A 25,079-nucleotide genomic window follows, 5' to 3' on the forward strand; every position below is an offset into this window, starting at 1 on the left:
CAGCGGAGAATCGCCACAAAGGCAGCGCTTCGTCAGGAAGTGGTGAAGTAACAATATAAAGGATTGAAATGAAAAAAATAATCGCACTATTCGCCGTGGCATTTAGCCTTGCAGGATGCAGCGCCAATGTTCAAGATTTAGCCGCTGAGGGCAATTGGCAAGAGATTGGCTATCGTGATGGTATCAAAGGTCACACTCAGCGTTCGTATTCAGAGATGACTGAACTAGGCGCAGTCGATCAAGCGAGTTACACAGAAGGTTACCATCTAGGTGTGACTGAATATTGTAATCCGAATCATGCATATCAGATTGGTTTATCTGGTCAGGTGTATGAAGGCGTGTGCTCTGGTACGGAAGATGCTCAGCGTTTCCGCATGGAATGGCAACGTGGCTGGGATGAGTTCTCAAACGACTATTAAGCCCAAGCTAGCGATAAAAAATTAGAACTAAAAAGACCAGTACCGCATGTGTACTGGTCTTTTTGTATGTCGTTAAAGTAGCTGTCTAAATGAGAAGCCACAAACCAAATTAAGATTACTGATTATTCTCGACCGCTTTTCTCAAGAAGCCATTTTGTTGATCAAGTTGAGCCTTGGCTAGTTCTAAATCTAGCCCTGTCAGAATCATTAAAATAGATAGCTTCACATCATAATCGGTGTTTTTAAGTGTCGAAACTGCAAGGGCTTTATCACATTCAGTTGCTTGGATTACGATACGAGCTGCGCGGGCAACCAGTTTTTCGTTGGTCGCCTTTACGTCGACCATCAGGTTCTGATAGCTCTTACCAATACGAATCATGCTCGCAGTGGTGAGCATATTAAGCACCAGCTTTTGTGCTGTCCCTGATTTGAGTCGTGTTGAACCAGTCAATGCTTCTGGGCCAACCACTGGGCTAATTGCGATTTGAGCGATTTCAGCAATCGGAGAATCAGGGTTACAAGACAATGCAACCGTCACTGCGCCAAGTTGATTGGCGTAATTGAGCGCACCAATCACGTAAGGTGTACGACCGCTTGCTGCAATACCTACCACGACATCATTTTCTGAAAACTGAATTGCTTTGAGATCTTCAATACCGAGAGTCAGCGAATCTTCCGCTCCCTCTTTGGCTTTTAAAATCGCTTCTGGCCCGCCAGCGATTAAGCCGATAACCATTTTGTCTGAAACACCGAAAGTCGGAGGGCACTCTGAGGCGTCTAGCACACCTAATCGACCACTGGTGCCTGCGCCCATATAAATCAGTCGACCACCGTTTTGAAAGGCTTGTGCAACTTTATCGACTGCTTTCGCGATCTGTGGCAGTTCCGCTTCAATCGCCAGTGGGACTTGCTTGTCTTGTTGGTTAATCTTTTCAACCACTTCGAGAGAGGTGAGCAGATCAATATCCATAGTGTCAGGGTTTCTCCCCTCCGAAACGAGGTGCGAGAGCGCTGATATGAGAGCGTCGTTACTCATAATGATCCTTAAATGGTGATTCTAAAATGATGGTTCTAAAGTTGTTTAGTCAGCACGATAGAGAACGCCTAGAGAGGCCGCTCTGCTCGCGCCAGTCACTTCTGGTAAATTGCTTGGCAGTTGATGAACATGACGTTGAGCAAGCCACGCAAAGGCCATAGCTTCCATATAATCGGCATCAACGCCTTTACTGGTGGTTGAGTCAACATCCCAACTTGGAAGCAGTTCAGACAGTCTCTTCATCAACAATGGATTTCTCGTACCACCGCCACACACATACAGTGCAGGTTGATCACCCAAGCGATAAGTCTCCACTTCATTCGCTATCGTCAATGCGGTGTATTCACAAAGTGTGCGCTGAATATCTTCTGTCGCAAGATCTTTAAATTCTGTTAATTGTTGCTCTAGCCAAGGTAGGTTGAACAGTTCTCTACCAGTACTTTTCGGTGGCAGTTGAGATAGATAAGATTCACTTAGAAGCTGTTCGAGCAAGGCTTGATTCAGTTGGCCTGTTAGCGCGAACAGTGCATCACGGTCAAACTTCTCACCCGTGTGTTTATCTACCCAAGCGTCCATCAACATATTGCCGGGGCCTGTATCATAACCAAGAGTAGGCTGATTCGGGCGCAGTACTGAAATATTCGAGATACCACCAATATTCAAGACTACAACCGAGCTGTCTCGCGGGTGAAAAATCGTATGGTGAAACGCGGGGACTAATGGCGCACCTTGTCCGCCAAGCGCCATGTCTTTGCGTCTGAAGTCGGCAACAGTTTGAATATCTGTTTTAGCGGCAATGATATTAGCGTCACCCAACTGCATGGTAAATGGCGAAGTACCGGTTGGCTGGTGGAATACTGTTTGGCCATGGTTACCAATCGCAGTCACAGAAGATGCAGGCGTATCTGACTTATCGAGAAGTTGCAAAACCGCATCAGCAAATAGATGACCAAGCTGGTGGTCTAGTTCGCCAATGGCAATCAAATCCGTTTTCTGACCAATACAAACTTCAAGCAGACGCGCTTTGAGATCATCAGGCATTGGGAACTCATCATGAGCGAGCAATGTGATGCGCGAATCTTCAATCGACACTAAGGCGGTATCAACACCGTCCATACTCGTTCCCGACATCACACCGATATACAGTTCTTTACGATCCATTCCTAAGCTCTTGCACTGCATTCTTAAAGTCTTCCACAGATTGGTTTAAAAACATTGTAAAGCAAATTTAAAGAGAATAATCTCGGGAAGTTTATGAAATTAGGTTTAATAAGGGATAAATATGGGACCGTTGTGGGTAGATGTCGCGGGCTACGAACTGACAGCTGAAGACAGAGAAATTTTAGAGCACCCAACCGTTGGTGGTCTCATCTTATTCGCTCGAAACTACCACGATAGCAAACAGCTTTCGGCGTTAAATAAAGAGATCCGTAAGGTAGCGAAACGTCCTATTTTGATTGGCGTTGACCAAGAAGGCGGCCGAGTTCAGCGCTTTCGCGATGGCTTTTCAATTATCCCTGCCGCTCAAGAATTCGCGACTAAGAATAATGGTGAGCAGTTAGCAGAACAAGCCGGTTGGTTGATGGCGGCGGAATTGATTGCCCATGATATCGATCTGAGCTTTGCGCCTGTATTAGATAAAGGTCACGACTGTAAAGCGATTGGTAGCCGAGCGTTTGGTGAAGATATTGATACCATCGTTCGCCACAGCAGTGCTTTTATTAAAGGCATGAAATCGGTTGGAATGGCGACAACAGGGAAGCACTTCCCAGGACACGGCGGTGTAATTGCTGATTCGCACTTAGAAACGCCTTACGATCCTAGAGATGATATCTTTGAAACAGACATGGCCATTTTCAAGGCGCAAATTGAAGCCGGAATATTGGATGCCATGATGCCAGCACACGTGGTTTTCTCTCACTATGATGATCAACCAGCGAGCGGCTCTGAGTATTGGTTGCAGAAAGTATTGAAGCAGCAGCTTGGATTCAAAGGCTTAGTTTTTTCTGACGACTTAACGATGGAAGGCGCGGCCATTATGGGCGGACCAGCAGACAGAGCGAAAGCAGCTTTGAATGCTGGCTGTGACATGGTGCTGATGTGTAATAAGCGAGATGCACAAATTGAGGCTCTTGATCATTTAGCGATTCAAGAGGTGCCTTTAGCCAACTCATTGCTTAAAAAGCACAGCTTTGATTTATCGACGCTTCACTCGGATAGTCGATGGAAAGAGGCCTCAGAGCAAATTAAGCGAATGTTAAACGCTGGGTGATAAATAAACACTCTATAAGTTTGAAGAAGGCGATATGAGAAATATCGCCTTTTTTGTATGTGTGAGGTGCAGTTTAAGCTGGTTTGTGTATCAGAGTGAATTAAAGAAGGTGTGTAAGTTTTAATTTACAGCAAATGTTTTTTGTTGTTTACACTTGCAATCGTTTTTGTAGCTGTTATTGTGTTTTTAAAGATTGTCAGCCCAAATGGAAATTGTGGGTGTAAAAATAAATATACAGGTTGAGTTATGCAGAAAAGTGAATTAAGCAATGTCAATATCATCGACGAACAGGTACTGATTACTCCTGAGGAGTTAAAAGCAAAACTGCCTTTGAGTGATAATGCTCGTCGTTTCATTCAAGAGTCTCGTCAAACTATAGCAAACATTATTCATAAGAAAGATCATCGCATGCTTGTAGTATGTGGCCCATGTTCTATCCATGATATTGAAGCTGCGAAAGAATACGCGAAACGCTTAAAAGCTTTATCTGAGCAGCTTAGCGACCAACTGTATATTGTAATGCGTGTTTACTTTGAGAAGCCTCGTACGACTGTTGGTTGGAAAGGCTTGATCAATGACCCACATCTAGATGGTACGTTCGATATTGAGCATGGTCTGCATGTTGGTCGTGAGTTACTTGTTGAACTCGCTGAGATGGAAATCCCACTAGCAACAGAAGCGCTAGATCCAATCAGCCCGCAATACCTAGCAGATACATTCAGCTGGGCAGCAATCGGCGCTCGTACGACTGAATCACAAACCCACCGCGAAATGGCGAGTGGTCTTTCAATGCCAATCGGCTTTAAGAATGGTACGGATGGCAATCTAGGTACTGCAATCAATGCAATGCAGGCGGCTTCTTCTAGCCACCGTTTCATGGGTATCAGCCGTGAAGGTCAAGTCGCACTACTAACGACGCAAGGTAACCCAAATGGTCACGTAATTTTACGTGGCGGTAAGCAGACGAACTACGATTCAGTATCGGTACACGAATGTGAGCAAGAGCTGGGTAAATCTGGCTTAGAGGCGGCACTAATGGTCGACTGTAGTCATGCGAACTCTCGTAAAGATTTCCGTCGTCAACCGCTGGTGGCTGAAGATGTCATCCATCAGATTCGTGAAGGTAATAAGTCGATTATCGGCCTGATGATTGAGAGCCATATTAACGAAGGAAACCAATCTTCAGATATACCTCTCAATGAGATGAAATACGGTGTATCTATTACCGACGCGTGTATCAATTGGGATTCAACTGAGGCACTATTGAAACATGCACATACGGAATTAGTCCCGTTCTTAGAGAACCGCTTGAAAGGTTAGTCAGAGTTTAAATTTAAGTGCCTCATCTAATGGGGCATTTTAAGATCTGTTGCTAACGAACCTGCATCAGTGCGGGCTTTTAGATTGGCACGGGCTTATAGATGAGTAAGGATTAAAATGGCCGTTGAACTGAACGAATTACGCGACCAAATCGATGCTGTCGATAAACAAATGTTGGATTTACTGGCTCAACGACTGGCTCTAGTAGAGAAAGTCGGTGAAGTAAAAAGTGAACATGGTTTACCTATTTATGTACCGGAACGTGAAGCCGCGATGTTGGCATCTCGTCGTCAAGAAGCCGAGAAAATAGGAGTACCACCGCAGTTAATCGAAGATATTTTACGTCGTACGATGCGTGAGTCTTATGCCAGTGAAAAAGATTCTGGTTTTAAGTGCCTTAACCCAGAGTTACGTTCAGTGGTTATCGTTGGTGGTAATGGTCAGCTTGGTGGTCTGTTTGGACGTATGTTCAAGCTTTCTGGTTACGAAGTGAAAATCCTTGGCAGTCAAGATTGGGATAAAGCCGATGAGATCTTAGATAATGCTGGCCTTGTGGTTGTAACGGTTCCAATTCACCTGACAGAAGGTGTGATTGCGAAGCTAGGTAACCTACCAAGCGATTGTATTCTTTGTGATTTGACGTCGATTAAATCAAAGCCTCTACAAGCCATGATGAACATGCATCAAGGCCCTGTGGTTGGGTTGCACCCAATGTTTGGTCCAGATGTTCCAAGCCTTGCGAAACAAGTGATTGTTTACAGTGATGGGCGTGGCTCTGAAAGCTACCAATGGTTGCTGAATCAATTTGGTATTTGGGGCGCGAGCCTTTGCCAGATGGATGCTGCGGAACACGATCACGGCATGACTCTGATTCAAGCTCTCCGTCACTTCACTTCTTTTGCTTACGGCTTACACCTAAGTAAAGAGAACCCGAACATTGATCAGCTTCTGAAGTTAAGCTCGCCAATCTACCGACTTGAGATTGCGATGGTTGGTCGTCTGTTTGCTCAAGACCCGAACTTGTACGGTGATATCATTCTTTCTTCAGATGAGAACATTGAGATGATTCGACGTTTCCATAGTCGTTTCGGTGAAGCATTGGAAGTCTTGGATGGGAAAGATAAAGCTAAATTCGTTGATAGCTTTAATCAAGTCAGTGATTGGTTTGGCGACTACTCGCAGCAGTTCTTGCAAGAGAGCCAAAGTCTTCTAAAACAAGCACATGACTCGATTCATCGAGGCTAATTACGATTTGAAATCATAAAAAAGAGCGACCATCAGGTCGCTCTTTTTGTTTGTACTGAACGCTATGAAAGCATTTGGTCTACTGTAGGCTAAAAGCAATGAGATCATCATAGGCCAAATCAATATCCCTCAATAACCAATAACTAGTTAGTCGTGATAGGTTTCTTACTATCTTCACTCGATACGGTGTCTATGGTCGAGCTAATGTAAGGCACGTTAGTCAGGTTGATCTGCAAGCGAACCACATTATCAATCAGTTGAACCAATGGACCCCACTTAACCTTTTTCTCTTTCTCGAACACGTAGTTGAAGTTCTCAGGTGTCCAATCCATCAAGTATTGAGGGTTCAATGAACGACCAAGAAAGCGTACCTCATAGTGCAAGTGTGGCCCGGTTGAGTTACCTGAGTTACCACAGCTCGCAATCACATCGCCTTTACTCACAAATTGACCGCTACGTACTTTGAACTTCTGTAGGTGCGCATAAGAGCTCATGAAACCGAATGAGTGACGCATAGTTATAAAGTTACCGAAGCCTTTCTTACTTGGGCGCACGGTTTCAATTACGCCATCAGCTGGCGCTACTATATCTTCACCACGCTTACATGTTAGGTCGATACCAGTATGAACGTGGCGTTTACCTGTTATAGGGTTCGAGCGACGCCCATAAGAGGATGATATGCGTTGATAAGCCATAGGGCTGTCATTTGGAATCAAACGAAACATTGTGGCTCTGACTGCTGAATCTACTGCAGCTGCATCAATTCGGTCTTCTAAAGAGACGTCATCAGTAAGCGGCTCTTCATCGGTCAGGCCAAGCACTGATTCCACATCAAATACACGCTTGCCAAGTAACTGAATAGTGCCTTCTTTCTCGGTTAATGCTTGAGACAGTGAGTGATTGGTTTCTACCTGCTCAGCGTAAAGAAAGTCGGTTTGTTCTTTTTCAACAATCAGTGTTTCAATCAATTGTTGTGCATCATCGGCTTGTAGGGCGAGTTCTTGCTTGCCCTCAAAGTGCATGTATGCAGCTCCGCCAATCAATAGAGGCACTGAAAAAATTGCGGTAGTACATAGTAGTACGGCTTTTCGACCGAAATAAAACGTCTGATCCCCTTGGGTTAAGGGGATTGTAATGGAAACTTTTTTAGACATGGTTCTGTATTAACTAAATGCTTCTAATAGAAAAAGGGGAATGGAGACGTCACTCATTACCTAAATCGGTAAGGTGTTCAATCTCTCTATAAAGCAGTTCATCGTCGCCAACGTTAAGTTCCACAAGGCGCTTAAGGTAGCTGATACTATCAATATCTAAATGCTCTATACGTAAACGCATTGAGGTATTGATGGTCGAGACTATCGTTGCTTCTAACTGAATATTGATATCACTGTTTTCGAGCTTAAAGCTGACTTGAACAGGAGTGTCAGTTCTGAGTTGCTGTAATTTATCACATTGAATGAGTAAACCATGAAGAGATAGGTCTTGCACTGAGCCTGATACATTTACTTGTCCTTGTGAAATCTCAGTCGGAACGTGATAAATAACTCGTGAAAATTTACGTCTTTCAAGCATAGGTAATCTCTCTATATCAATAGGTAAATAGTAAGCCAGATATATCAAAGGCCGCTATTATCGCGGCCTTTGTTCAAAATACAAGCTTATTTACTTTGCAATACGTTTGTATTTGATGCGGTGAGGTTCTGCCGCTTGTGCACCTAGAGTCTTTTTCAGCCACTCTGTATATTCAGTATAGTTACCTTCGTAGAAGTTAACTTGACCTTCATCACGGTAGTCTAAGATATGGGTCGCAATACGGTCAAGGAACCAACGGTCATGCGAGATAACCATTGCACAGCCAGGGAACTCAAGTAGTGCTTCTTCAAGAGCTCGTAGTGTCTCAACATCAAGGTCATTGGTTGGTTCATCGAGTAGCAGTACGTTACCGCCCGCTTTTAGCAGTTTCGCTAGGTGAACACGGTTGCGTTCACCACCTGAAAGCTGACCGATGATCTTCTGTTGGTCGTTGCCTTTGAAGTTGAAACGAGAGCAGTATGCACGAGCAGGGATTTCGAAGTTGTTAATCTTAATGATATCAGCGCCTTCAGAGATCTCTTGGAATACTGTTTTTGTGTCGTCCATGCTGTCACGGAACTGATCAACAGAAGCAAGCTTAACCGTTTCGCCAAGTTCAACTGTGCCTGAATCTGGCTGTTCTGCGCCACTTAGCATCTTGAATAGTGTTGATTTACCCGCACCATTGGCACCAACGATACCAACGATAGCGCCTTTAGGCATGCTGAATGATAGGTCATCGATAAGAACGCGATCACCAAATGACTTCGTTAGGTTCTTAACTTCAAGTACCTTGTCACCTAAACGCTCACCTGGTGGGATGAACAATTCGTTGGTTTCGTTACGCTTCTGGTATTGGCCAGTCGTCATTTCTTCAAAACGAGCCATACGAGCTTTAGACTTAGCTTGACGACCTTTAGGGTTTTGACGAACCCATTCAAGTTCTTTCTCAATCGTTTTTTGACGTGCGCTTTCGCCAGCTTTTTCTTGCTTCAAACGCTCATCTTTCTGTTCTAGCCAAGATGTGTAGTTACCTTCCCATGGGATACCTTCACCACGGTCAAGTTCTAGAATCCAACCTGCAGCGTTGTCTAGGAAGTAACGGTCGTGGGTAATCGCCACAACAGTACCGCTGTAATCAACAAGGAAATGCTCAAGCCAAGCAACTGATTCTGCATCCAAGTGGTTGGTTGGTTCATCAAGAAGCAGCATGTCTGGCTTCTCAAGAAGTAGACGACAGATAGCAACACGACGACGTTCACCACCTGATAGGAATTCGATTTTCGCATCCCACTCAGGAAGACGAAGTGCATCTGCAGCTCGCTCTAGAGCTGTTTCTAGGTTATGACCGTCTTTTGCTTGGATCAGTGCTTCAAGTTCACCTTGCTCTTTCGCTAATGCATCGAAATCTGCATCAGGTTCTGCGTAAGCAGCATATACTGCGTCGATGCGCTTAAGTGCGTCAGCAACATCTGAAACCGCTTCTTCTACGATTTCACGAACGGTTTTTGATTCGTCTAGTACAGGTTCTTGAGGTAGGTAACCTACTTTTAGACCTTGTTGTGCACGTGCTTCACCATCAATATCAGTATCAATACCAGCCATGATACGTAGTAGGGTAGATTTACCTGAACCATTTAGACCCAAAACACCGATTTTAGCGCCAGGAAAAAAGCTAAGAGAAATGTCTTTAAGAATTTGACGCTTAGGTGGAACAGTTTTGCTCACCCGAGACATGGTATATACGTATTCAGCCATTGCCGATCGATCCTAATTATTGTTCAAAATTGTTTGCTATTTTATACCAATATCCTCAAAGATGTTACTCCTAGGACAGAAAAGCCATTCTTGAACTAATCCTCACCTATTATTGTCACATTGGTCATTAAAACTATATTTAATAAGCTTTCGAGGCGATGTGTTAAATATTAACAATATTTACACTCAAACTCTTTACATTTGATGTGATGTCGGGCGTAAATAGACTTCACGTATTCATACACGCACTAAGGAAAGAGCGAATGTTTTTCCGCATTGGTAATACGAAAATTGCTGTCGCTGCATCGGCAATTTTGTTTTCATTTTCACAGGCTCCAATGGCTATGGCCAGCAATGCTTCCGAGCTTGAAATGCAGCGTGATGTTTATGACAGAGCGCAAGAGGTTTTAGACAACCGTGATCTAAAAGCTTATTCAGCGCTTCGTAATAAAATTCAAACATACCCGTTAACACCTTACACTGACTATCGCGCCTTTTTATTGGGCTTAGGTGATCGAACGCCAAGCGAGGTGGATGCTTTTATTGAAGAGAACAAAGCACTGCCGTTTTCCAATCGTATACGAGCGCCTTATTTAGATTTATTGGCGGCTCAAAAACAGTGGAAGAAGATCCTTGAGTTTCAAACCCAAGAGCCTGTTGGTGAAAAATATCAATGTATCTATTACCGCGCTAATTATGAACAAGGTAATCAAGATCTCGCCTTTAAAGGTGCGAAACAACTTTGGTTAAGTGGCAGTGGTGTTGATGATAACTGTGATTCACTTTTCGAAAGTTGGGATGAAGCGGGCTTAAGAACGGATCAGCTGATTCTGGACAGAATGCTTTTAGCGTTCGAGAGTCGAAACGGTAAGTTAATGAGCTACTTGGTTAAGCAATTAGATCATGATGAGTCAATTGCTCAAGCGAAGCAGATGAAGGCGTTGTACAACAAGCCTGAAAATGTACTCGCGTTTGCTAAGAAGCACCCAGCGAATGAATTCTACCAAGCACAAACCGAATTTGGTTTCGAGAAGCTAGTACGGAAATCCGCAAGCAGCGCTCAAGAGGTTTTTGATGATGTTGTGAAAGCTCAAAAATTTTCGAAAGAAAAATCCCAAGAGCTCGCGGATTACCTAGCGTTCCGCTTGATCAATACCGACTCTGAAGAGTTGATGGCGTTGCGAGACAAAATGCTCGCGAGTTCATCAAAGCAAGTTTTGCTGGAAAGACGAGCTCGCTTAGCGATTCAACATGCCGATTGGACGGGTTTGAAAGAGTGGATTGCGCGCTTAGATGGTAAACATCAAGCTTCGCTTCGCTGGCAGTATTGGCAGGGTAGAGCTGAGATTGCGCTAGGCGATACTGCTGAAGGTAATAAGCGACTGTCAGACATTTTGGGTCAGCGTAATTTCTACAGTGTGGCTGCCGCTAAGCAATTAAATAAGCCAGTTAGCTATCCAACTTCGACCCTTAAATACAGTGCAGAAATGGTGAAACCATTCGACACTTCTTTGGTTCGTATCGGTGAGCTGATTGAGCGAGATAAAATAGCGGCTGCAAAGAGTGAGTGGCGCTGGTTATTAAGTCATGCAGATAAAGAGCAAAAAGCGATGCTTTCTGCTCATGCTGCGACACAGCGATGGAATCACTTTACGGTAACGGCGAGTATTTCTGCGAAGATGTGGGATAACATTGCGTTACGTTTCCCTGTCGCTCATAAGTGGTGGTTTAATTTCTATGCCGAGAAGCACGATCTCGATCCAATTACTTTGATGTCTTTAGCAAGACAAGAGAGTGCGATGGATTCAGAGGCTCGCTCTCCAGTTGGCGCGCGTGGCATCATGCAAATTATGCCAAAGACGGCACAATACACGGCTAATAAACATAAGATTAAGTACCAGGGCAGCGATGATCTTTATGATGTAGGTAAGAATATTGAGATAGGCAGTCATTATTTAGATGGCCTACTCGCTCAATATGATGATAACCGCATCTTCGCATTTGCCGCGTATAATGCTGGGCCTAGTCGTGTGAAACAGTGGCGATCACGCAGCGATGAAAAGCTCGATGCATTTGCTTTTATCGAGATGATCCCATTCAAAGAGACTCGTGGTTACGTTCAGAATATCTTGATGTTTGAGACTTACTATCGAGATATCCTGGGTGAGAAAGGGACGTTTTTAGCACCTCACGAGGCAAAAATGAAATACTAAGCTCTCTGCATTTTTCTCTAAGCTGAGTAATATTAAAGGCAGTGAGTGCGAACCATTTCCACTTACTGCCTTTTTACATTGGATCACATCAAGTGTTTCGGTATAAAGTGTTCGACGCTTTCAATCGTTAAGCGACTCTTTAAAGTCAGAATTTAAAAGTAAGTGTAGAGATATGGCATCACAACCTGAATATGAGAATTGGCAACAACTGATGGACTTGGTAAAGACGGCTGTCGAAAAAGATCAACATGAACTATTGTTGACCATGATGATGACACCAGACGAGCGAGATGCTTTGGTTGCTCGAATTAATATCTTTTGTGAGCTGATGAAAGGTGAGATGTCGCAACGACAGGTTAGCCAAATGCTGGGAGTAGGTGTCGCGACGATAACCAGAGGTTCGAATGAGCTAAAGGCCAAATCTGAACAAGAGAAAGCCGTGATCGCCGACCTTTTGCTCAAACAATAACAGAGTTAAGCAACCACTGAGTAGTGTGGCTATGAATTCGATAAAAACGCTAACTGAATGTTAGCGTTTTTTATTTCTGGTGATTGTTCTCTGAGACTTTCGAAGTTTAGCGAAGATCTAGATAGGAAAGTGCTCTGGATTCACAAATGGGATCAGCGCTAAAATTAAAGCCTGATGATAGACAGAGCTGCGTGTTAGTTGGTTATGTGTTAGTAGGCCAATCGCCCCGCCTTTTTGTTTGATATTATCTGTGCCAAACACATCATCCATAACATCCCCTAGCTCATTCGCATGCTGGAGCTTATCAAGCACAACAGGTGGCAGCATCAAGCTTGCAGATCGAGATTCTCCGCGCTGACCGTTTGCTTCAACGACCATCCAAGCAAAGGTAACGTTTTTTTCTATTCCAGCTTCTAATCCCACATAAAAATCTGCATTAGGCTGAGCTTGGATCGTGTTGTAAACACGATTTACCGCACCTTGATAGGTTTCGTCGTTGCTCATGGGTTGATCGGCGACGCCACTAGGGACACTGATGCCTTTGAAATCAAATTCAGTATCAGGAAAAGCCGATAAGAATGCACTTTTAACGGCGCTAATTTTAGCTGGATTCAGCGATGCGATGATTACAGATTTCATGTGGTTGATTCTTTTTATTATCGATAAAATTGAGTTGATGCTGTCGGTACCATTCCGTCAGCTCTTCTAATGGCATTGGCTTACCAAAATAATAGCCTTGTAGCATATCGCACTGCGCATCTTGTAACCACTGATGCATGCATTGAGTTTCAATTCCTTCGGCTGTGACCTTTTTCCCTTGAGCATGGCATAGCCCGATAATGGGTTTCACTATGTTCTGGTTATCTGTCTCAATCAAGGTGTCCAAAAAGGTTTTATCCAATTTAATCTTCTGAGTTGGATATTGAACCAGTTGAGTGATCGAGGTGTAACCAGAACCAAAGTCGTCGATTGCTAATCTATAGCCCATGTATGATAACTGGTTAAGTAATGGGAACCCCTGAGAGTTTGAGTAAAAGGTTTCTGTGATTTCAAAATCGATCAAATTGGGCGGAATCTGATTGATTTTCGCATGCTCTTTGATGAAATCAGCAAGGTGAGTGGTTTTAATCCCGGCTGAAGATAAGTTAATCGATAGCTGAATAGAGTGATCGAATTGAGCTTGAAGTTGATGGAATGAAGCAAATGCATTCTGGATAACCCAGCGATCAATTATTTCAAATAATCCGGTTTGTTCGGCGATAGGAATGAATTCATCGGGTGGCACTAAACCAAGGTGTTTCGAGTGCCAACGTAATAGCACTTCTACACCAATAATATAACTTCCTGTTGAGTCCATATAAGGCATGTAAACGAGCTTAAACTCTTCATCAAAATTATTTTCTCTGAGGGCGCTCTCAATACTGGCTTGACGCTGAATGGTTTTATCTAAGTCTAACGAGTAATCTGCGAATTGGTTTTTACCTGCACGTTTGGCTTGATACATCGCGGTATCAGCATTCGAAAGAAGCTTCTCGATTGTATCGCCATCATTAGGGTGGGTCGCAATACCAATACTGACCGTAATCGGGAAATTACCTGACTCGGTGACAAACCCCTTTTGTAGTGGGGTGAGTAAATCATTCGAAAATCGATGTGCGATATTTTCTTGGTGATTTGGAGCATTAATGTATACAACGAACTCGTCCCCAGAAAGTCGGGCTGGCAGACAGTGGGCATTTAATTCTGTTTTGTAGTGGTTACAAATATTGGAGATACGCTGAGCAAAACTGACGAGAATCGAGTCGCCGATCTGATGCCCGTATTTATCGTTCACAAATTTGAAGTTATCTAAATCAAAGTAGAGAACCCAGGTTTCGGTGTTCGAACTAGGTTTTGACAACGACTGCTGCACGAAGGTTTGAAACTGATGCCTATTGGCTATTTGGGTCAACTGATCATTTTCTGCCAACAACTTAGTCTGTTGGTACGTGTCATCCAACTCTTGGTACATATCATAAAAGCGTTGGGATAAGCGCCCCAACTCATCATTTGTTCCTAGGCGCTCAATGTTTTTTCTCTGTTTTTTCTCAACCTCTTGAAGCTGCCTATCTAAACGGGTGATCGGGTTTATCACCCAGCGAGATAGCAGGATCAGCAGTAAGGTAACACTGACAAATGCAGATAGGGCAAAGGATAGGCTCAGTTCATTCCAGATAGATTTGAGTTTGTTGTCTAATAAGAATGGTGCAGGATCGAGCGTGGCGTAGAGGCCAGGTGCTAGCTTTATAGATTGTGTTAACTCACGCCCCTGTGTCACTAACGTAGGGGTAAAAAACAAACTAGTTTGATAGTCGAACTCTATCTGTTTTCGTAGTGAATTAAACTTATCAAGAGAGACAGATACAACCACAAAAAACACATTGTTGGGTGGATCGTTTATTGGTGTCGAAACTGTTTTTTTATCAATAACATCATAATGAACTAATACCCCTTCACCTTGGGAATTCTGTATGTAGTCCGTACTCGAAGTTGCTAACGTTTTTTGATATTGATGCTCAATGAACTCTAATATCTTGGGATCCATTTTTGCGAAAGGATCATTGGTATTGTCAGCGTAATATTTAAGAGCTCGATCGCTATCAAGCAACGCGACCCTTGTAAAACTGTCGTTACCATCTTGCAGTAACTTAATCGTTTCGTTTAGGTTATCAGTCAGTTCACGTTGGTGGTCGACATTTTCATCAACCATAAAATAACGCTTAACCAGGTCACTATTGGTGAGGGTGTAGGAGTAATTGTTGAGGAAAGAACGAGACTGTTGAAAATAGCCTGCTAATTTTTCCATGCTTAATTGCAGTGCATTGTCTTCACGTTTGATAAAGCTGTTTTTTTGCGTGGAATAGATGATATAGCTAGAAGCCGCTGTACTGATCAGTATTACGGGGGCAATCACAAGTAATATTTTAGTACTTAGCTTCATGGTTATTCACAACATGGTTTATAAATTTTAGCGCGCAAGTTTATGTTATTTCGAGAGTTCTTGCCATCGATTATATTGTGTTTGAAGAGTTTTGTTTGGGTTTTAAGTTTTTGTATTTACTGATTAAATCATCAGTAATGAGTGCTTAAGTAAGTACGGTGGGGGTGATTGAAGTGGATAGGAGTGAGAATCAGTAACACAACCAATTCATTTTTAAGTATACAGACTTTGCGTATTCCTTAGTTCGAGTTTTATTCCATTAGTTACTTTCTTTTAGCATTTGGCCTGCAGTAGGCCAAATGCTTGTATTAGTGAAAAGCTTATAGCAGTTAAAATGGGGGAACAGATAATAAAAAGTTAAGACAACTTAACCTGAGTAGCCTTAATGTTCTCACTTGGGTAACAACCTAACACTTTTAGGTGACGAGTTATGGCTGTTAGTTCCGTTATCGCTTGCTGCATATTATCTGAATCTAAGTGTGCTTCTAAATCCACATAGAACATCTCTTCCCAAGGGTTACCCATGATAGGACGAGATTCCAGCTTGGTCATGTTAATACCTAAGCGTTGCAGAATCAGCAGTGTTTCAACCAAAGAACCGGCTTCTTGAGAAGTCGACATGATGAGTGTCGTCTTCGCTGGGATCTGAGTCGATACTTCAACAGGCTTACGAGCGACCACGATGAAACGAGTGTGGTTCTCAGTTTGATTTGCAATGTTACCTTGGATTGGTTGAAGTCCATAAAGCTTGCCGCTCGATGCATTACCAATCGCTGCCACATCATCACCGTCTAGATCTTTCACCTTTTTCATAGCATCAGCTGTGCTTGCACAAGATTCAAGGCTGACATCTTTAAGGCGGCTTAAAAACTCACTGCATTGTTGATGAGGTTGTGGATGCGAATAGAGCGTTTTAATGTCTTCTAAACGAATATCATTTTTCGCGACAAGGCAGTGTTCAATCGGTTGAGAAAGTTCACCAACGATGTAAAGCGTTGTGTGTTGTAGCAGATCGTAGACTTCGTTAATTGACCCTGAACTGGTATTTTCAATCGGCAGTACACCGTAGTCGGCATGGCCCGATTCTACAGTCGATGCGACTTCTTTGAAGTGATTACAGTTCAGCTCAATCAATTCCATATTCTTGCGGCTGAAGTATTCACGGCTCGCAAGGTGAGAATACGATCCCTTAGAACCTAAGAATGCAACGCGAGCTAGTGGTTTACGACTTTGCGGATTCGCTAGGTTTTGTAAGTATGACTGCTGCAGTAAAACGGAATCTTCGATGATGGTGTGAAACAGCTTAGTAATGTACTGAGCATCCAATTCGTACTTGTCTTTACCGTTGTTGATCAATTTGACTAGTAGTTGTTGCTCTCGTACTGCATCACGAACGGGTTTTGATGTTTCCACCTTGCTTTTAGCGACTTCGATACTCAGCTTACGACGTTCTGAAAGTAATTTTAGGAGTTCGTCGTCTAAATCATTGAGACGAAGGCGGATATCATCTAGTGAAATTGTTCGGTCAGTCATAAATGTGTCCTTATAAAAAAGCCCCCCTAGTGTGGGAGGCTTCTTGTTCGTTTTTGACTTGTTTTTCTAAAACGACTTAGCCTCCGATTTACGGAAGAAAAAAGAAGTCAAAAATAAACAAAGAGTGAGAGTGCATAAAAAGTGATTGTTTTATGAATGTTTAAACACAATAAGCAAGCGAGCTACGAGCGTCAAGCAAAAAAATAGCGCCCTGAGGCGCTATTTTTTAATCTGTCATATTTCCTTATTCTACTTCAGCTTCTAGCTCTTCGATTTCAGGCTTTTCAGCGCGGCGCGCTTCTGGTTTATGGCGCAGCTTGTTGAGTTGACGCTCTAGTTTTTGTTCTACTTCGTTGATAGCTACGTAGAGGTCGTCATGAATTGATGAAGCAACAAGTTGGCCTTTTGGTACCGTTAGAACGGCTTCAAATTTTTTCTTTTTATTTGGTTCTTCGCTAAAGCTCGCTTGGCAGCCAATGATGTCTACTTGCCATTTATCCAGCTTCTTAAATTTGCTTTCTATGTGATCACGGATTGCAGAGGTAATGTCGATATTTTTACCAGTGATGTTCATTTTCATAGAAGTTTTCCTCTGTTGTATCCCTCATGGGTTAACTTCAGATTACGACTTTTAGGAATAAAGAATGTGATCTAGATCTTGTTTTGGTTGGGTGGGATAAGCATTAAAATCAAATGTGATCTCACGCAAGTCTTGATATCTTTTTGTCGAAAAATACTTGTTATCCCTATGAAAAACGATAAGTTGGAGACAAGGCTTCGCTAAAAATTAAACCAGTTTTTAGGGGCGGACTACAGCCTATAGAAAGTGCTTGATTGAAATTTACTCAATAGTATTTTGTGATATAGGTATCATGATGTAGATCGCTACGTAAGCTTCTTCAGAATTAGATAAACAAAAGCCGCATAAGTTTTCTTGTGCGGCTTTTATGGTTTTAACCTTATCTAACACCTTTATTCCTCAAGCTCTGATGTTGAGGGGGAAGTTAATCGTTAGTGTTTAGTAATCTCGCTGTACTGTCCTCTCGGATGGCATTGATTGCTTGCAATTGTTTGTAAATGACGAAGTAACGATTGATGTTGGCGACATAGGTTACGGGTTCTTTACTCACGTACTTACGAGTGATGATTTCGACGTTTTTAAACCAGATATTTGGGTTATAACCCTTCTTTTTAGCAATGTTCCGCATCTTTCTTATCTTAGCGGGGCCTGCATTGTAAGAAGCTAAAGTGAAGTAGATTTGATTGTCAGGCGATATCGCTGGATCGTCAAAATATCGGTCTTTGATAAAGCGCATATATTTCACACCAGCATGGATGTTGTTATCCACCTTATGTATGTTTTTTATATTGACGTTTTTGTCTTTGGCGGTACTTGGCAACACCTGCATTACACCGATGGCGCCTCGGTGAGAAACCCTGCTTTGATCAAGTCCAGACTCTTGGAAACCTTGAGCTGACATCATCAAAGGGTCGAATTCGTATTCATTCGAATATTTTTCAAAGACATCTGCCAGTTTTGCCACTCGGTCTACTTTATTTGGGTTGAGTGCTCGTCCTAACCAACGAGTGTTGTCGATGTATTTATTATAGATAACGTTCCCAAGTAGAGTTCCTGTTCGTGCGGTCTTTACGTATTTGTTGATCTCTTTCTTTAGCTGAGGGCTGTCTTTTCTCAGTGCCCAAGCAATTTGACCATTTTCACGCAGCGGCAACTCAGTGTGTACCTGAATGTTTTCCATAACATCGAGCCAGAGCTTAGCTTTGTGGCTATCTAGAACTGTACCTTGTATATAACCCTGATTAACCAGTTCTATCAGCTCGTAGTCTTGTAATGATTCTTCGATAAAGTGGACATGCAGTGGTGGTAAACCTAGTGCGTTAAGCTCTTTGTTGACTCTTTGAACACTCTCGAAGTAACTCGAGCTAGCTCGGATCCAGACCTCTTGACCACTTAATTGCTTGATTTCGGTGATAGGGGCAGAATTTTTTCCGGTGATAATCAGTTCTTTCCCATCTTTGATCATTGGATCGGAAAAATCGATGACACTTAATCGCTTGTCGGTGATCGTTAGGTTGGCGACAGCGACATCACCGTAACCAGATTCTAACGAGGGGAGTAGATCATCTCGTTGCACGGGGATGATTTGAACGTTGAGGTAGGGGTGCTTCTTACGAAGACTTTTCTCAAAGTGGTAGAGCATTTCTGCCACAATACCTTTTGGCTTGCCATCTTCTATGTAGTAAAAGCCCAGATCAGCCGATACCAATACTCTCACTGTTCCTTTTGTTTTGAGTACATCTAAGTCTCCCATGTAAGGTTGATTGCTCAATGGGGACAGTTCTAATGCGTTGGAAAGTTGGCTAAATAACCCGATCCAGATAAATAATAACATCCTGCTCACATCCACACTCCATGTTGATGTTTTGTTAAAAGTTATCTATTGAAGATACTGCTTATGTTGCCATTCATCAAGTTTACCAGACGAAGTTCAAAAAAAATCGCGCTAACAAATTAGCGCGATTTTGAAGTGATTGTTTTAGTTAACGACGAGTGTGATTCGCTGACTAAGGCAGTGGATTGAGCTCGATTAACTTTTCTGTTCGTAACACTGCGTCTTCTAAGCCTAGTTGTTCATAAGCTTCTAATTGAATGTCTAAAGACTTACGTGCAGCAATGGTGTCAGGGTAAGTCTTCTGCAACTCTTGTGTTCTGTTTATAGCTGCAATCCAAGCTTCACGACGCAGGTAGAAATCAGCGGTTGCTAAGTCATACTCCGCGAGGCGGTTTTTCAGTGCGAACATGCGTTTTTGTGCATCTTCAGCGTATGGGCTTGCTGGGAAACGTTCTAACAGTCGTTTGAAATCAGCAAATGCAAGTTTCACAGGTTCTGGGTCTCGGTCGCTACGATCGATATTAAAAATATCATGCATGAAGTTTCGGTCTTGTGCCATATGCGTTAAACCGCGCATGTAAAGAACCCAATCCTGTTTTTCATGAGTAGGGTTTAAGCGTAGGAATCGCGAAATAGTCGCAAGGCCAAGCGCCAAGTCATCATTTTTGTAGTAAGCGTAAATCAGATCCAGTTGTACTTGTTCAGAATAGGCGCCGAATGGGTAACGTGAGTCTAAGGCTTCTAGCTTTTCGATTGCAGAAAGCCAGCTACCACTCTGCAGTGATTCTTGGGCGTCAGAGTAAAGAACCGATGGCGGTACATCCGGTACTATTTCTTCACTACTTGAACAACCAACTAAGAGTGATACGGCTAATAGACCCGTTAAAGTAAGGTGTTTCATGTCAGGCGTCGATTCCTTGAATTAAATATTTCGTAAGCTTCCGTTACTTTCTAACCAGTAACAGATACAATGATGCAATTATTCTATTTTATCCATACTAATGGGTATTAGTCTCACGGTTTTTAAAAAAGTTCGATATGGCTCAGCAGATAACATTAACAGACACAGTAAAAAGCAGCCAGTTAGGTCAACGTTTAGACCAAGCTGTCGCTGAACTATTTACCGATTTTTCTCGCTCTCGTATTAAAGAGTGGCTTCTTGACGGCAAAATCCAAGTGGATGGCGAAGTTATCACTAAACCGCGCACCATAGTTTTGGGCGGTGAAGCGATCATCTTACAAGCAGAGCTTGCGGATGAAGAGCGCTGGGAAGCACAAGATATTCCGTTAGACATTGTCTATGAAGATGATGATTTATTGGTTATCAATAAACCTCGCGATCTGGTTGTACACCCAGGTGCAGGTACGCCGGATGGAACCATACTAAACGCATTGCTTTTCCATTACCCTCAGATTGCTGAAGTACCTCGTGCGGGTATTGTGCACCGTCTTGATAAAGACACAACTGGTCTTATGGTTGTGGCTAAAACGGTTCCAGCTCAAACTCGCCTTGTACGAGCTCTTGCTAAACGTCGTATTACTCGTGAATATGAAGCAATTGCTATTGGTAAAATGACCGCGGGTGGTGTGGTTGAGAAAGGCATTAGCCGTCATGCAACTAAGCGTACGTTAATGGACGTTAATGAACTGGGTAAGCCTGCGGTAACTCACTACCGTGTTGCTGAGCACTTCCGTGAACATACTCGTATTCGTCTGCGTCTAGAAACAGGTCGTACTCACCAAATCCGTGTTCACATGTCATACCTTCAGCATCCGCTGTTAGGTGATATCGCGTACGGTGGTCGTGCACGTATTCCAAAAGGTGCATCTGAAGAGCTAACGACAATGATTCGTTCTTTTGATCGCCAAGCGCTACACGCGGTTATGCTGAAGTTTGTTCACCCGATTACTGGTGAAGAAGTTGAGTTCAATGCACCTGTGCCAAATGACATGGTTGTGATGGCTGAAGCGTTGCGTGTTGATGCTCGTGAAAACATAGAAGACGACATTTAATCGTGTCAATGATCATCCCTGACTGGAATGCACCAAAAAACGTGAAAGCATTTGCTTCGACTCGTTTTGATGGTTGTTCTACAGGTGCTTATCAAGGGTTAAACCTTGGTATGCACGTTGGGGATGATGCTTTACTTGTTGAAAGTAATCGAACATGGCTAAAGCAACAATCTAAGATGCCCACGGCTCCGGTATGGCTAAATCAAACTCACTCAACGGATGTCGTTACAGTGTTAGAACCTGTGGCGAATGTGCTTGATGCGGATGGTGTATTTACCACTGCGACGGGTGTTGTGTGTTCTGCGATGACAGCCGATTGCTTACCGGTCATCCTTACCGATACCAAAGGCACTCAAGTTGCTGCCGTTCATGCGGGTTGGCGCGGTCTTGCTGGTGGCATTCTTGAAAATGCCGTCGCAAAGTTTTCAAACCTAGATCCAGAGAATCAGATCATTGCTTGGCTTGGTCCTGCTATTGGTAAAGATGCGTTTGAGGTGGGCAACGATGTGTTGGACGCTTTTGTTCGTTTTGACCCTCAAGCGAAATTAGCATTTAAAGCTAAATCTGAACCTGGCAAGTGGTTAGCAAACATGTCTCAACTTGCGACTCAACGATTAATGAAAGTTGGCGTGACTTCGGTGACAGATTCGAATCTATGTACATACGCAGATTCAGATGCTTTCTATTCTTATCGTCGTGATGGTATTACTGGGCGTCAGGCAACATTTATTTGGTTAGAGTAATCTCTGACTAGCATAACCACTCATCCAGTTCATTTATATTTTCATATCAGCTCTATTCTTCATCCTTATCCCTTGAAAATCTGCGTTACCGTATCCATCTTCTAACCATAAGATAAACATATCTAAGAGTAGGAAGGTTGGCATGCGTCTCGATCGATTCACTAGTAAATTCCAAATTGCGATATCTGATGCTCAGTCGCTCGCATTAGGTCGTGATCACCAATATATAGAACCTGTACACCTAATGGTGTCTTTGCTTAATCAAGATGGCAGTGCGATTCGTCCATTGCTCACCATGTTGAATATTGATGTTGTTCAATTGCGTTCTAAATTAAGTGAAGTATTAGACCGAGTCCCAAAAGTAAGTGGTATCGGTGGTGATGTTCAGCTTTCTAACGCAATGGGAACGCTATTCAACCTATGTGACAAGGTCGCGCAAAAGCGTCAAGACAGTTACATATCTTCAGAAGTATTCCTACTCGCTGCAATAGAAGACAAAGGACCTCTAGGTAACTTACTTAAAGAGTTAGGCCTGACCGAGCAAAAACTATCTCAAGCTATCGAGCAAGTTCGTGGTGGTCAAAAGGTTGATGACCCGAATGCGGAAGATAGACGCCAAGCTTTAGAGAAGTTCACCATTGATCTGACCGAGCGAGCTGAGCAAGGCAAGCTAGATCCTGTGATTGGTCGTGATGATGAAATTCGTCGCACGATCCAAGTCCTTCAACGTCGTACTAAGAACAACCCTGTCATTATCGGTCAACCCGGTGTAGGTAAAACTGCGATTGTCGAAGGTTTGGCTCAGCGTATTATCAATAATGAAGTGCCTGAAGGCTTAAGAGGCCGACGAGTGCTTTCATTAGACATGGGCTCATTAGTTGCGGGTGCTAAATATCGTGGTGAATTCGAAGAGCGTCTAAAATCAGTGCTTAATGAATTATCGAAAGAAGAAGGCAATGTCATTCTCTTTATCGATGAAATTCATACTATGGTCGGCGCAGGTAAAGGCGAAGGCTCTATGGATGCGGGTAACATGCTGAAACCAGCACTAGCTCGTGGTGAACTGCATTGTGTCGGCGCAACAACGCTCGATGAATACCGACAATATATAGAGAAAGACCCGGCTTTGGAGCGTCGATTCCAAAAAGTGATCGTGGATGAACCCACCGTTGAAGACACGGTAGCGATTCTTCGTGGTTTGAAAGAGCGCTATGAACTCCACCATCATGTAGAAATTACCGATCCTGCTATCGTAGCGGCGGCAACGCTATCTCACCGATATGTTTCAGATCGTCAGTTACCAGATAAGGCGATTGATCTCATTGATGAAGCGGCTTCGAGTATTCGAATGCAGATAGATTCAAAGCCCGAGTCATTGGATAAGTTAGAGCGCAAAATCATTCAATTGAAGATCGAACAGCAAGCTCTGACGAATGAAAATGATGAGGCCAGTGAAAAGAGGCTTCGTACGTTACAAAGCGAACTTTCTGAGAAAGAACGCGATTTCGCAGAGCTTGAAGAAGTTTGGAACGCTGAAAAAGCGGCGCTGTCTGGTACGCAACATATTAAATCAGAGCTAGAACAAGCTCGAATGGATATGGATTTTGCACGACGCGCTGGTGACCTTAACCGTATGTCTGAATTGCAATATGGTCGAATCCCAGAATTGGAGAAGCAGTTAGATCTCGCGACTCAAGCTGAAATGCAAGAAATGACCTTATTACGTAATAAGGTGACCGACGCTGAGATCGCCGATGTCCTTTCAAAGCAAACCGGTATTCCTGTTTCTAAAATGCTAGAAGCAGAAAAGGAGAAGCTTCTGAAAATGGAAGGTGTTCTGCATAAGCGGGTTATCGGTCAAGCGGAAGCGGTCGAAGTGGTATCGAATGCGATTCGTCGTAGCCGTGCTGGTTTGTCTGATCCGAATAAGCCGATTGGTTCGTTCTTGTTCTTAGGGCCAACAGGTGTAGGTAAAACGGAACTGTGTAAAACATTAGCTAACTTTATGTTCGATAGTGAAGATGCCATGGTTCGTATCGATATGTCTGAGTTTATGGAAAAACACTCTGTTGCTCGTTTAGTTGGTGCTCCCCCTGGTTATGTGGGTTATGAAGAAGGTGGGTACTTAACCGAAGCTGTTCGTCGAAAACCTTATTCTGTCATTCTGCTTGATGAGGTAGAGAAAGCTCACCCAGATGTTTTCAATATTCTATTGCAAGTTTTAGATGATGGGCGATTAACTGACGGACAAGGTCGTACGGTTGATTTTAGAAATACCGTGGTAATCATGACATCGAACTTAGGTTCAACTCGTATTCAAGAGAACTTTAATACATTGGATTACCAAGGGATTAAAAATGAGGTTATGGAAGTGGTGGGTAAACATTTCCGACCTGAGTTTTTGAATCGAGTTGATGAAAGTGTCGTGTTTCATCCATTAGGCCAAGAGCACATCGAGTCAATTGCCGCTATTCAGCTTGATCATTTGAAAAAGCGAATGGAAGACAATGGTTATGAACTCGAAGTTTCAGAAAAAGCGCTCAAGCTAATCTCTCAAGTAGGTTTTGACCCTGTATATGGTGCAAGGCCTCTTAAAAGAGCAATTCAACAAACTGTTGAGAACCCGTTAGCGAAAGCGATACTTGCAGGGAAAATCAATCCGGATAAGAAAGTGCAGCTATTAGTGAATAACGACCGAATTATTGCTCACCAATAATAAAGGTAAGAACGATAGGTACGATTAGTCGAAATTAAGACGTAATCGTACCTATTTTGAACGCTTTGTGTGAATAGTGTCCGAACGATCGCCTGTGGCGATTTTTTTCCGTTTTTGGTCTTGTGCAAAGGGGGATTCTCTCTATAATGCGCCTCCGTTGCCAGGGATAACCAAGCGGTTTGAACTAAGTAACGAGACGACATTAAGCATTTAAGATGCTTTGAAAAATTAGCTGGAAAAAGTGTTTGACACTGGAACCCAATTCGCTAGAATGGCCGTCCACTTAGAGAGGCTCCTTACTAAAAGGAACGCTCAATAAGTAAAGCTCTTTAACAATTTAAACCTATCAATCTGTGTGGGCACTCGTTGATGAATA

The 25,079-nt window shown here is 43.1% G+C and carries 20 protein-coding genes and 1 other annotated feature; of the genes, 9 read left to right on the forward strand and 11 right to left on the reverse strand.

What is annotated here, in order from left to right; all coding sequences use genetic code 11:
• Window positions 1-68 precede the first annotated feature (68 nt).
• Entirely contained in the window at window positions 69-419 is a 351-nt protein-coding gene (locus AB6D07_RS12525) for a DUF2799 domain-containing protein (protein ID WP_017098352.1), read from the forward strand.
• A 115-nt stretch (window positions 420-534) separates the two neighbouring features.
• Here the strand turns inward: AB6D07_RS12525 and murQ are convergent, their stop codons facing one another.
• Both murQ and AB6D07_RS12535 read right to left on the reverse strand, forming a co-directional pair.
• Complete coding sequence (gene murQ, locus AB6D07_RS12530; protein ID WP_017103003.1) at window positions 535-1,455, reverse strand: N-acetylmuramic acid 6-phosphate etherase; 921 nt, start codon at window positions 1,453-1,455, stop codon at window positions 535-537.
• 45 nt (window positions 1,456-1,500) lie between these two features.
• Entirely contained in the window at window positions 1,501-2,616 is a 1,116-nt protein-coding gene (locus AB6D07_RS12535) for an anhydro-N-acetylmuramic acid kinase (RefSeq protein ID WP_029222925.1), read from the reverse strand.
• Between the two features lie 121 nt (window positions 2,617-2,737).
• On the opposite strand from AB6D07_RS12535, the gene nagZ reads away from it, so the two are divergent.
• The 3 genes from nagZ to tyrA all read left to right on the forward strand — a co-directional run bounded on the left by nagZ (window position 2,738) and on the right by tyrA (window position 6,292).
• A complete protein-coding gene (gene nagZ / locus AB6D07_RS12540; RefSeq protein WP_017103005.1) occupies window positions 2,738-3,727 on the forward strand; it encodes a beta-N-acetylhexosaminidase in 990 nt (329 codons plus the stop codon).
• A gap of 246 nt (window positions 3,728-3,973) precedes the next feature.
• Window positions 3,974-5,047 carry a 3-deoxy-7-phosphoheptulonate synthase gene (locus tag AB6D07_RS12545; RefSeq protein ID WP_017059354.1) on the forward strand — a complete coding sequence of 358 codons (1,074 nt, stop codon included), beginning with the start codon at window positions 3,974-3,976 and terminating at the stop codon, window positions 5,045-5,047.
• Between the two features lie 117 nt (window positions 5,048-5,164).
• Entirely contained in the window at window positions 5,165-6,292 is a 1,128-nt protein-coding gene (gene tyrA, locus AB6D07_RS12550) for a bifunctional chorismate mutase/prephenate dehydrogenase (protein ID WP_017103006.1), read from the forward strand.
• A gap of 143 nt (window positions 6,293-6,435) precedes the next feature.
• Here the strand turns inward: tyrA and AB6D07_RS12555 are convergent, their stop codons facing one another.
• The 3 genes from AB6D07_RS12555 to ettA form a co-directional block, all read right to left on the reverse strand.
• Window positions 6,436-7,446 (reverse strand): M23 family metallopeptidase, encoded by a 1,011-nt coding sequence (locus tag AB6D07_RS12555; protein ID WP_017103007.1) that lies wholly within the window; start codon window positions 7,444-7,446, stop codon window positions 6,436-6,438.
• A 49-nt stretch (window positions 7,447-7,495) separates the two neighbouring features.
• Window positions 7,496-7,864, reverse strand: a complete 369-nt coding sequence (locus AB6D07_RS12560; protein WP_029222926.1) for a PilZ domain-containing protein — start codon at window positions 7,862-7,864, stop codon at window positions 7,496-7,498.
• Window positions 7,865-7,954: 90 nt separating this feature from the next.
• Entirely contained in the window at window positions 7,955-9,622 is a 1,668-nt protein-coding gene (ettA, locus tag AB6D07_RS12565; protein ID WP_009848459.1) for an energy-dependent translational throttle protein EttA, read from the reverse strand.
• A 263-nt stretch (window positions 9,623-9,885) separates the two neighbouring features.
• On the opposite strand from ettA, the gene AB6D07_RS12570 reads away from it, so the two are divergent.
• Both AB6D07_RS12570 and trpR read left to right on the forward strand, forming a co-directional pair.
• Entirely contained in the window at window positions 9,886-11,835 is a 1,950-nt protein-coding gene (locus AB6D07_RS12570) for a transglycosylase SLT domain-containing protein (protein ID WP_017103009.1), read from the forward strand.
• A 172-nt stretch (window positions 11,836-12,007) separates the two neighbouring features.
• Window positions 12,008-12,304 (forward strand): trp operon repressor, encoded by a 297-nt coding sequence (trpR, locus tag AB6D07_RS12575; protein WP_009848461.1) that lies wholly within the window; start codon window positions 12,008-12,010, stop codon window positions 12,302-12,304.
• 117 nt (window positions 12,305-12,421) lie between these two features.
• On the opposite strand, the gene yjjX is transcribed toward trpR, so the two are convergent.
• From yjjX to AB6D07_RS12605, 6 genes are all read right to left on the reverse strand, one after another.
• The gene (gene yjjX / locus AB6D07_RS12580; RefSeq protein ID WP_017103010.1) at window positions 12,422-12,943 is read right to left on the reverse strand and encodes an inosine/xanthosine triphosphatase; all 522 of its coding nucleotides are present in this window, start codon (window positions 12,941-12,943) and stop codon (window positions 12,422-12,424) included.
• Complete coding sequence (locus AB6D07_RS12585) at window positions 12,906-15,284, reverse strand: bifunctional diguanylate cyclase/phosphodiesterase (RefSeq protein WP_017103011.1); 2,379 nt, start codon at window positions 15,282-15,284, stop codon at window positions 12,906-12,908. Before AB6D07_RS12585 ends, yjjX begins: the two co-directional genes overlap by 38 nt.
• Window positions 15,285-15,641: 357 nt before the next feature.
• Entirely contained in the window at window positions 15,642-16,817 is a 1,176-nt protein-coding gene (pheA, locus tag AB6D07_RS12590; protein ID WP_009848464.1) for a prephenate dehydratase, read from the reverse strand.
• A gap of 12 nt (window positions 16,818-16,829) precedes the next feature.
• Window positions 16,830-16,951, reverse strand: a sequence feature (Phe leader region).
• Between the two features lie 110 nt (window positions 16,952-17,061).
• Window positions 17,062-17,397 (reverse strand): ribosome hibernation-promoting factor, HPF/YfiA family, encoded by a 336-nt coding sequence (hpf, locus tag AB6D07_RS12595; RefSeq protein WP_004735034.1) that lies wholly within the window; start codon window positions 17,395-17,397, stop codon window positions 17,062-17,064.
• Window positions 17,398-17,821: 424 nt separating this feature from the next.
• The gene (locus AB6D07_RS12600; protein WP_017098365.1) at window positions 17,822-19,246 is read right to left on the reverse strand and encodes a transporter substrate-binding domain-containing protein; all 1,425 of its coding nucleotides are present in this window, start codon (window positions 19,244-19,246) and stop codon (window positions 17,822-17,824) included.
• A 157-nt stretch (window positions 19,247-19,403) separates the two neighbouring features.
• Window positions 19,404-20,132: an outer membrane protein assembly factor BamD gene (locus AB6D07_RS12605; protein WP_009848466.1), complete on the reverse strand. Its 729-nt coding sequence runs from the start codon at window positions 20,130-20,132 to the stop codon at window positions 19,404-19,406.
• A gap of 137 nt (window positions 20,133-20,269) precedes the next feature.
• Here AB6D07_RS12605 and rluD point away from each other — a divergent pair, with 137 nt between their 5' ends.
• From rluD to clpB, 3 genes are all read left to right on the forward strand, one after another.
• Window positions 20,270-21,244: a 23S rRNA pseudouridine(1911/1915/1917) synthase RluD gene (gene rluD / locus AB6D07_RS12610; protein ID WP_017103012.1), complete on the forward strand. Its 975-nt coding sequence runs from the start codon at window positions 20,270-20,272 to the stop codon at window positions 21,242-21,244.
• 8 nt (window positions 21,245-21,252) lie between these two features.
• Window positions 21,253-21,987 carry a peptidoglycan editing factor PgeF gene (pgeF, locus tag AB6D07_RS12615; protein ID WP_032500669.1) on the forward strand — a complete coding sequence of 245 codons (735 nt, stop codon included), beginning with the start codon at window positions 21,253-21,255 and terminating at the stop codon, window positions 21,985-21,987.
• A 142-nt stretch (window positions 21,988-22,129) separates the two neighbouring features.
• Window positions 22,130-24,703, forward strand: coding sequence for an ATP-dependent chaperone ClpB (clpB, locus tag AB6D07_RS12620; protein WP_017103014.1), 2,574 nt, complete (start codon window positions 22,130-22,132; stop codon window positions 24,701-24,703).
• The last annotated feature ends 376 nt before the right edge of the window (window positions 24,704-25,079 follow it).

It is taken from the genome of Vibrio sp. 10N.239.312.C11 (assembly GCF_041466065.1).
Lineage (GTDB): Bacteria > Pseudomonadota > Gammaproteobacteria > Enterobacterales > Vibrionaceae > Vibrio > Vibrio tasmaniensis_A.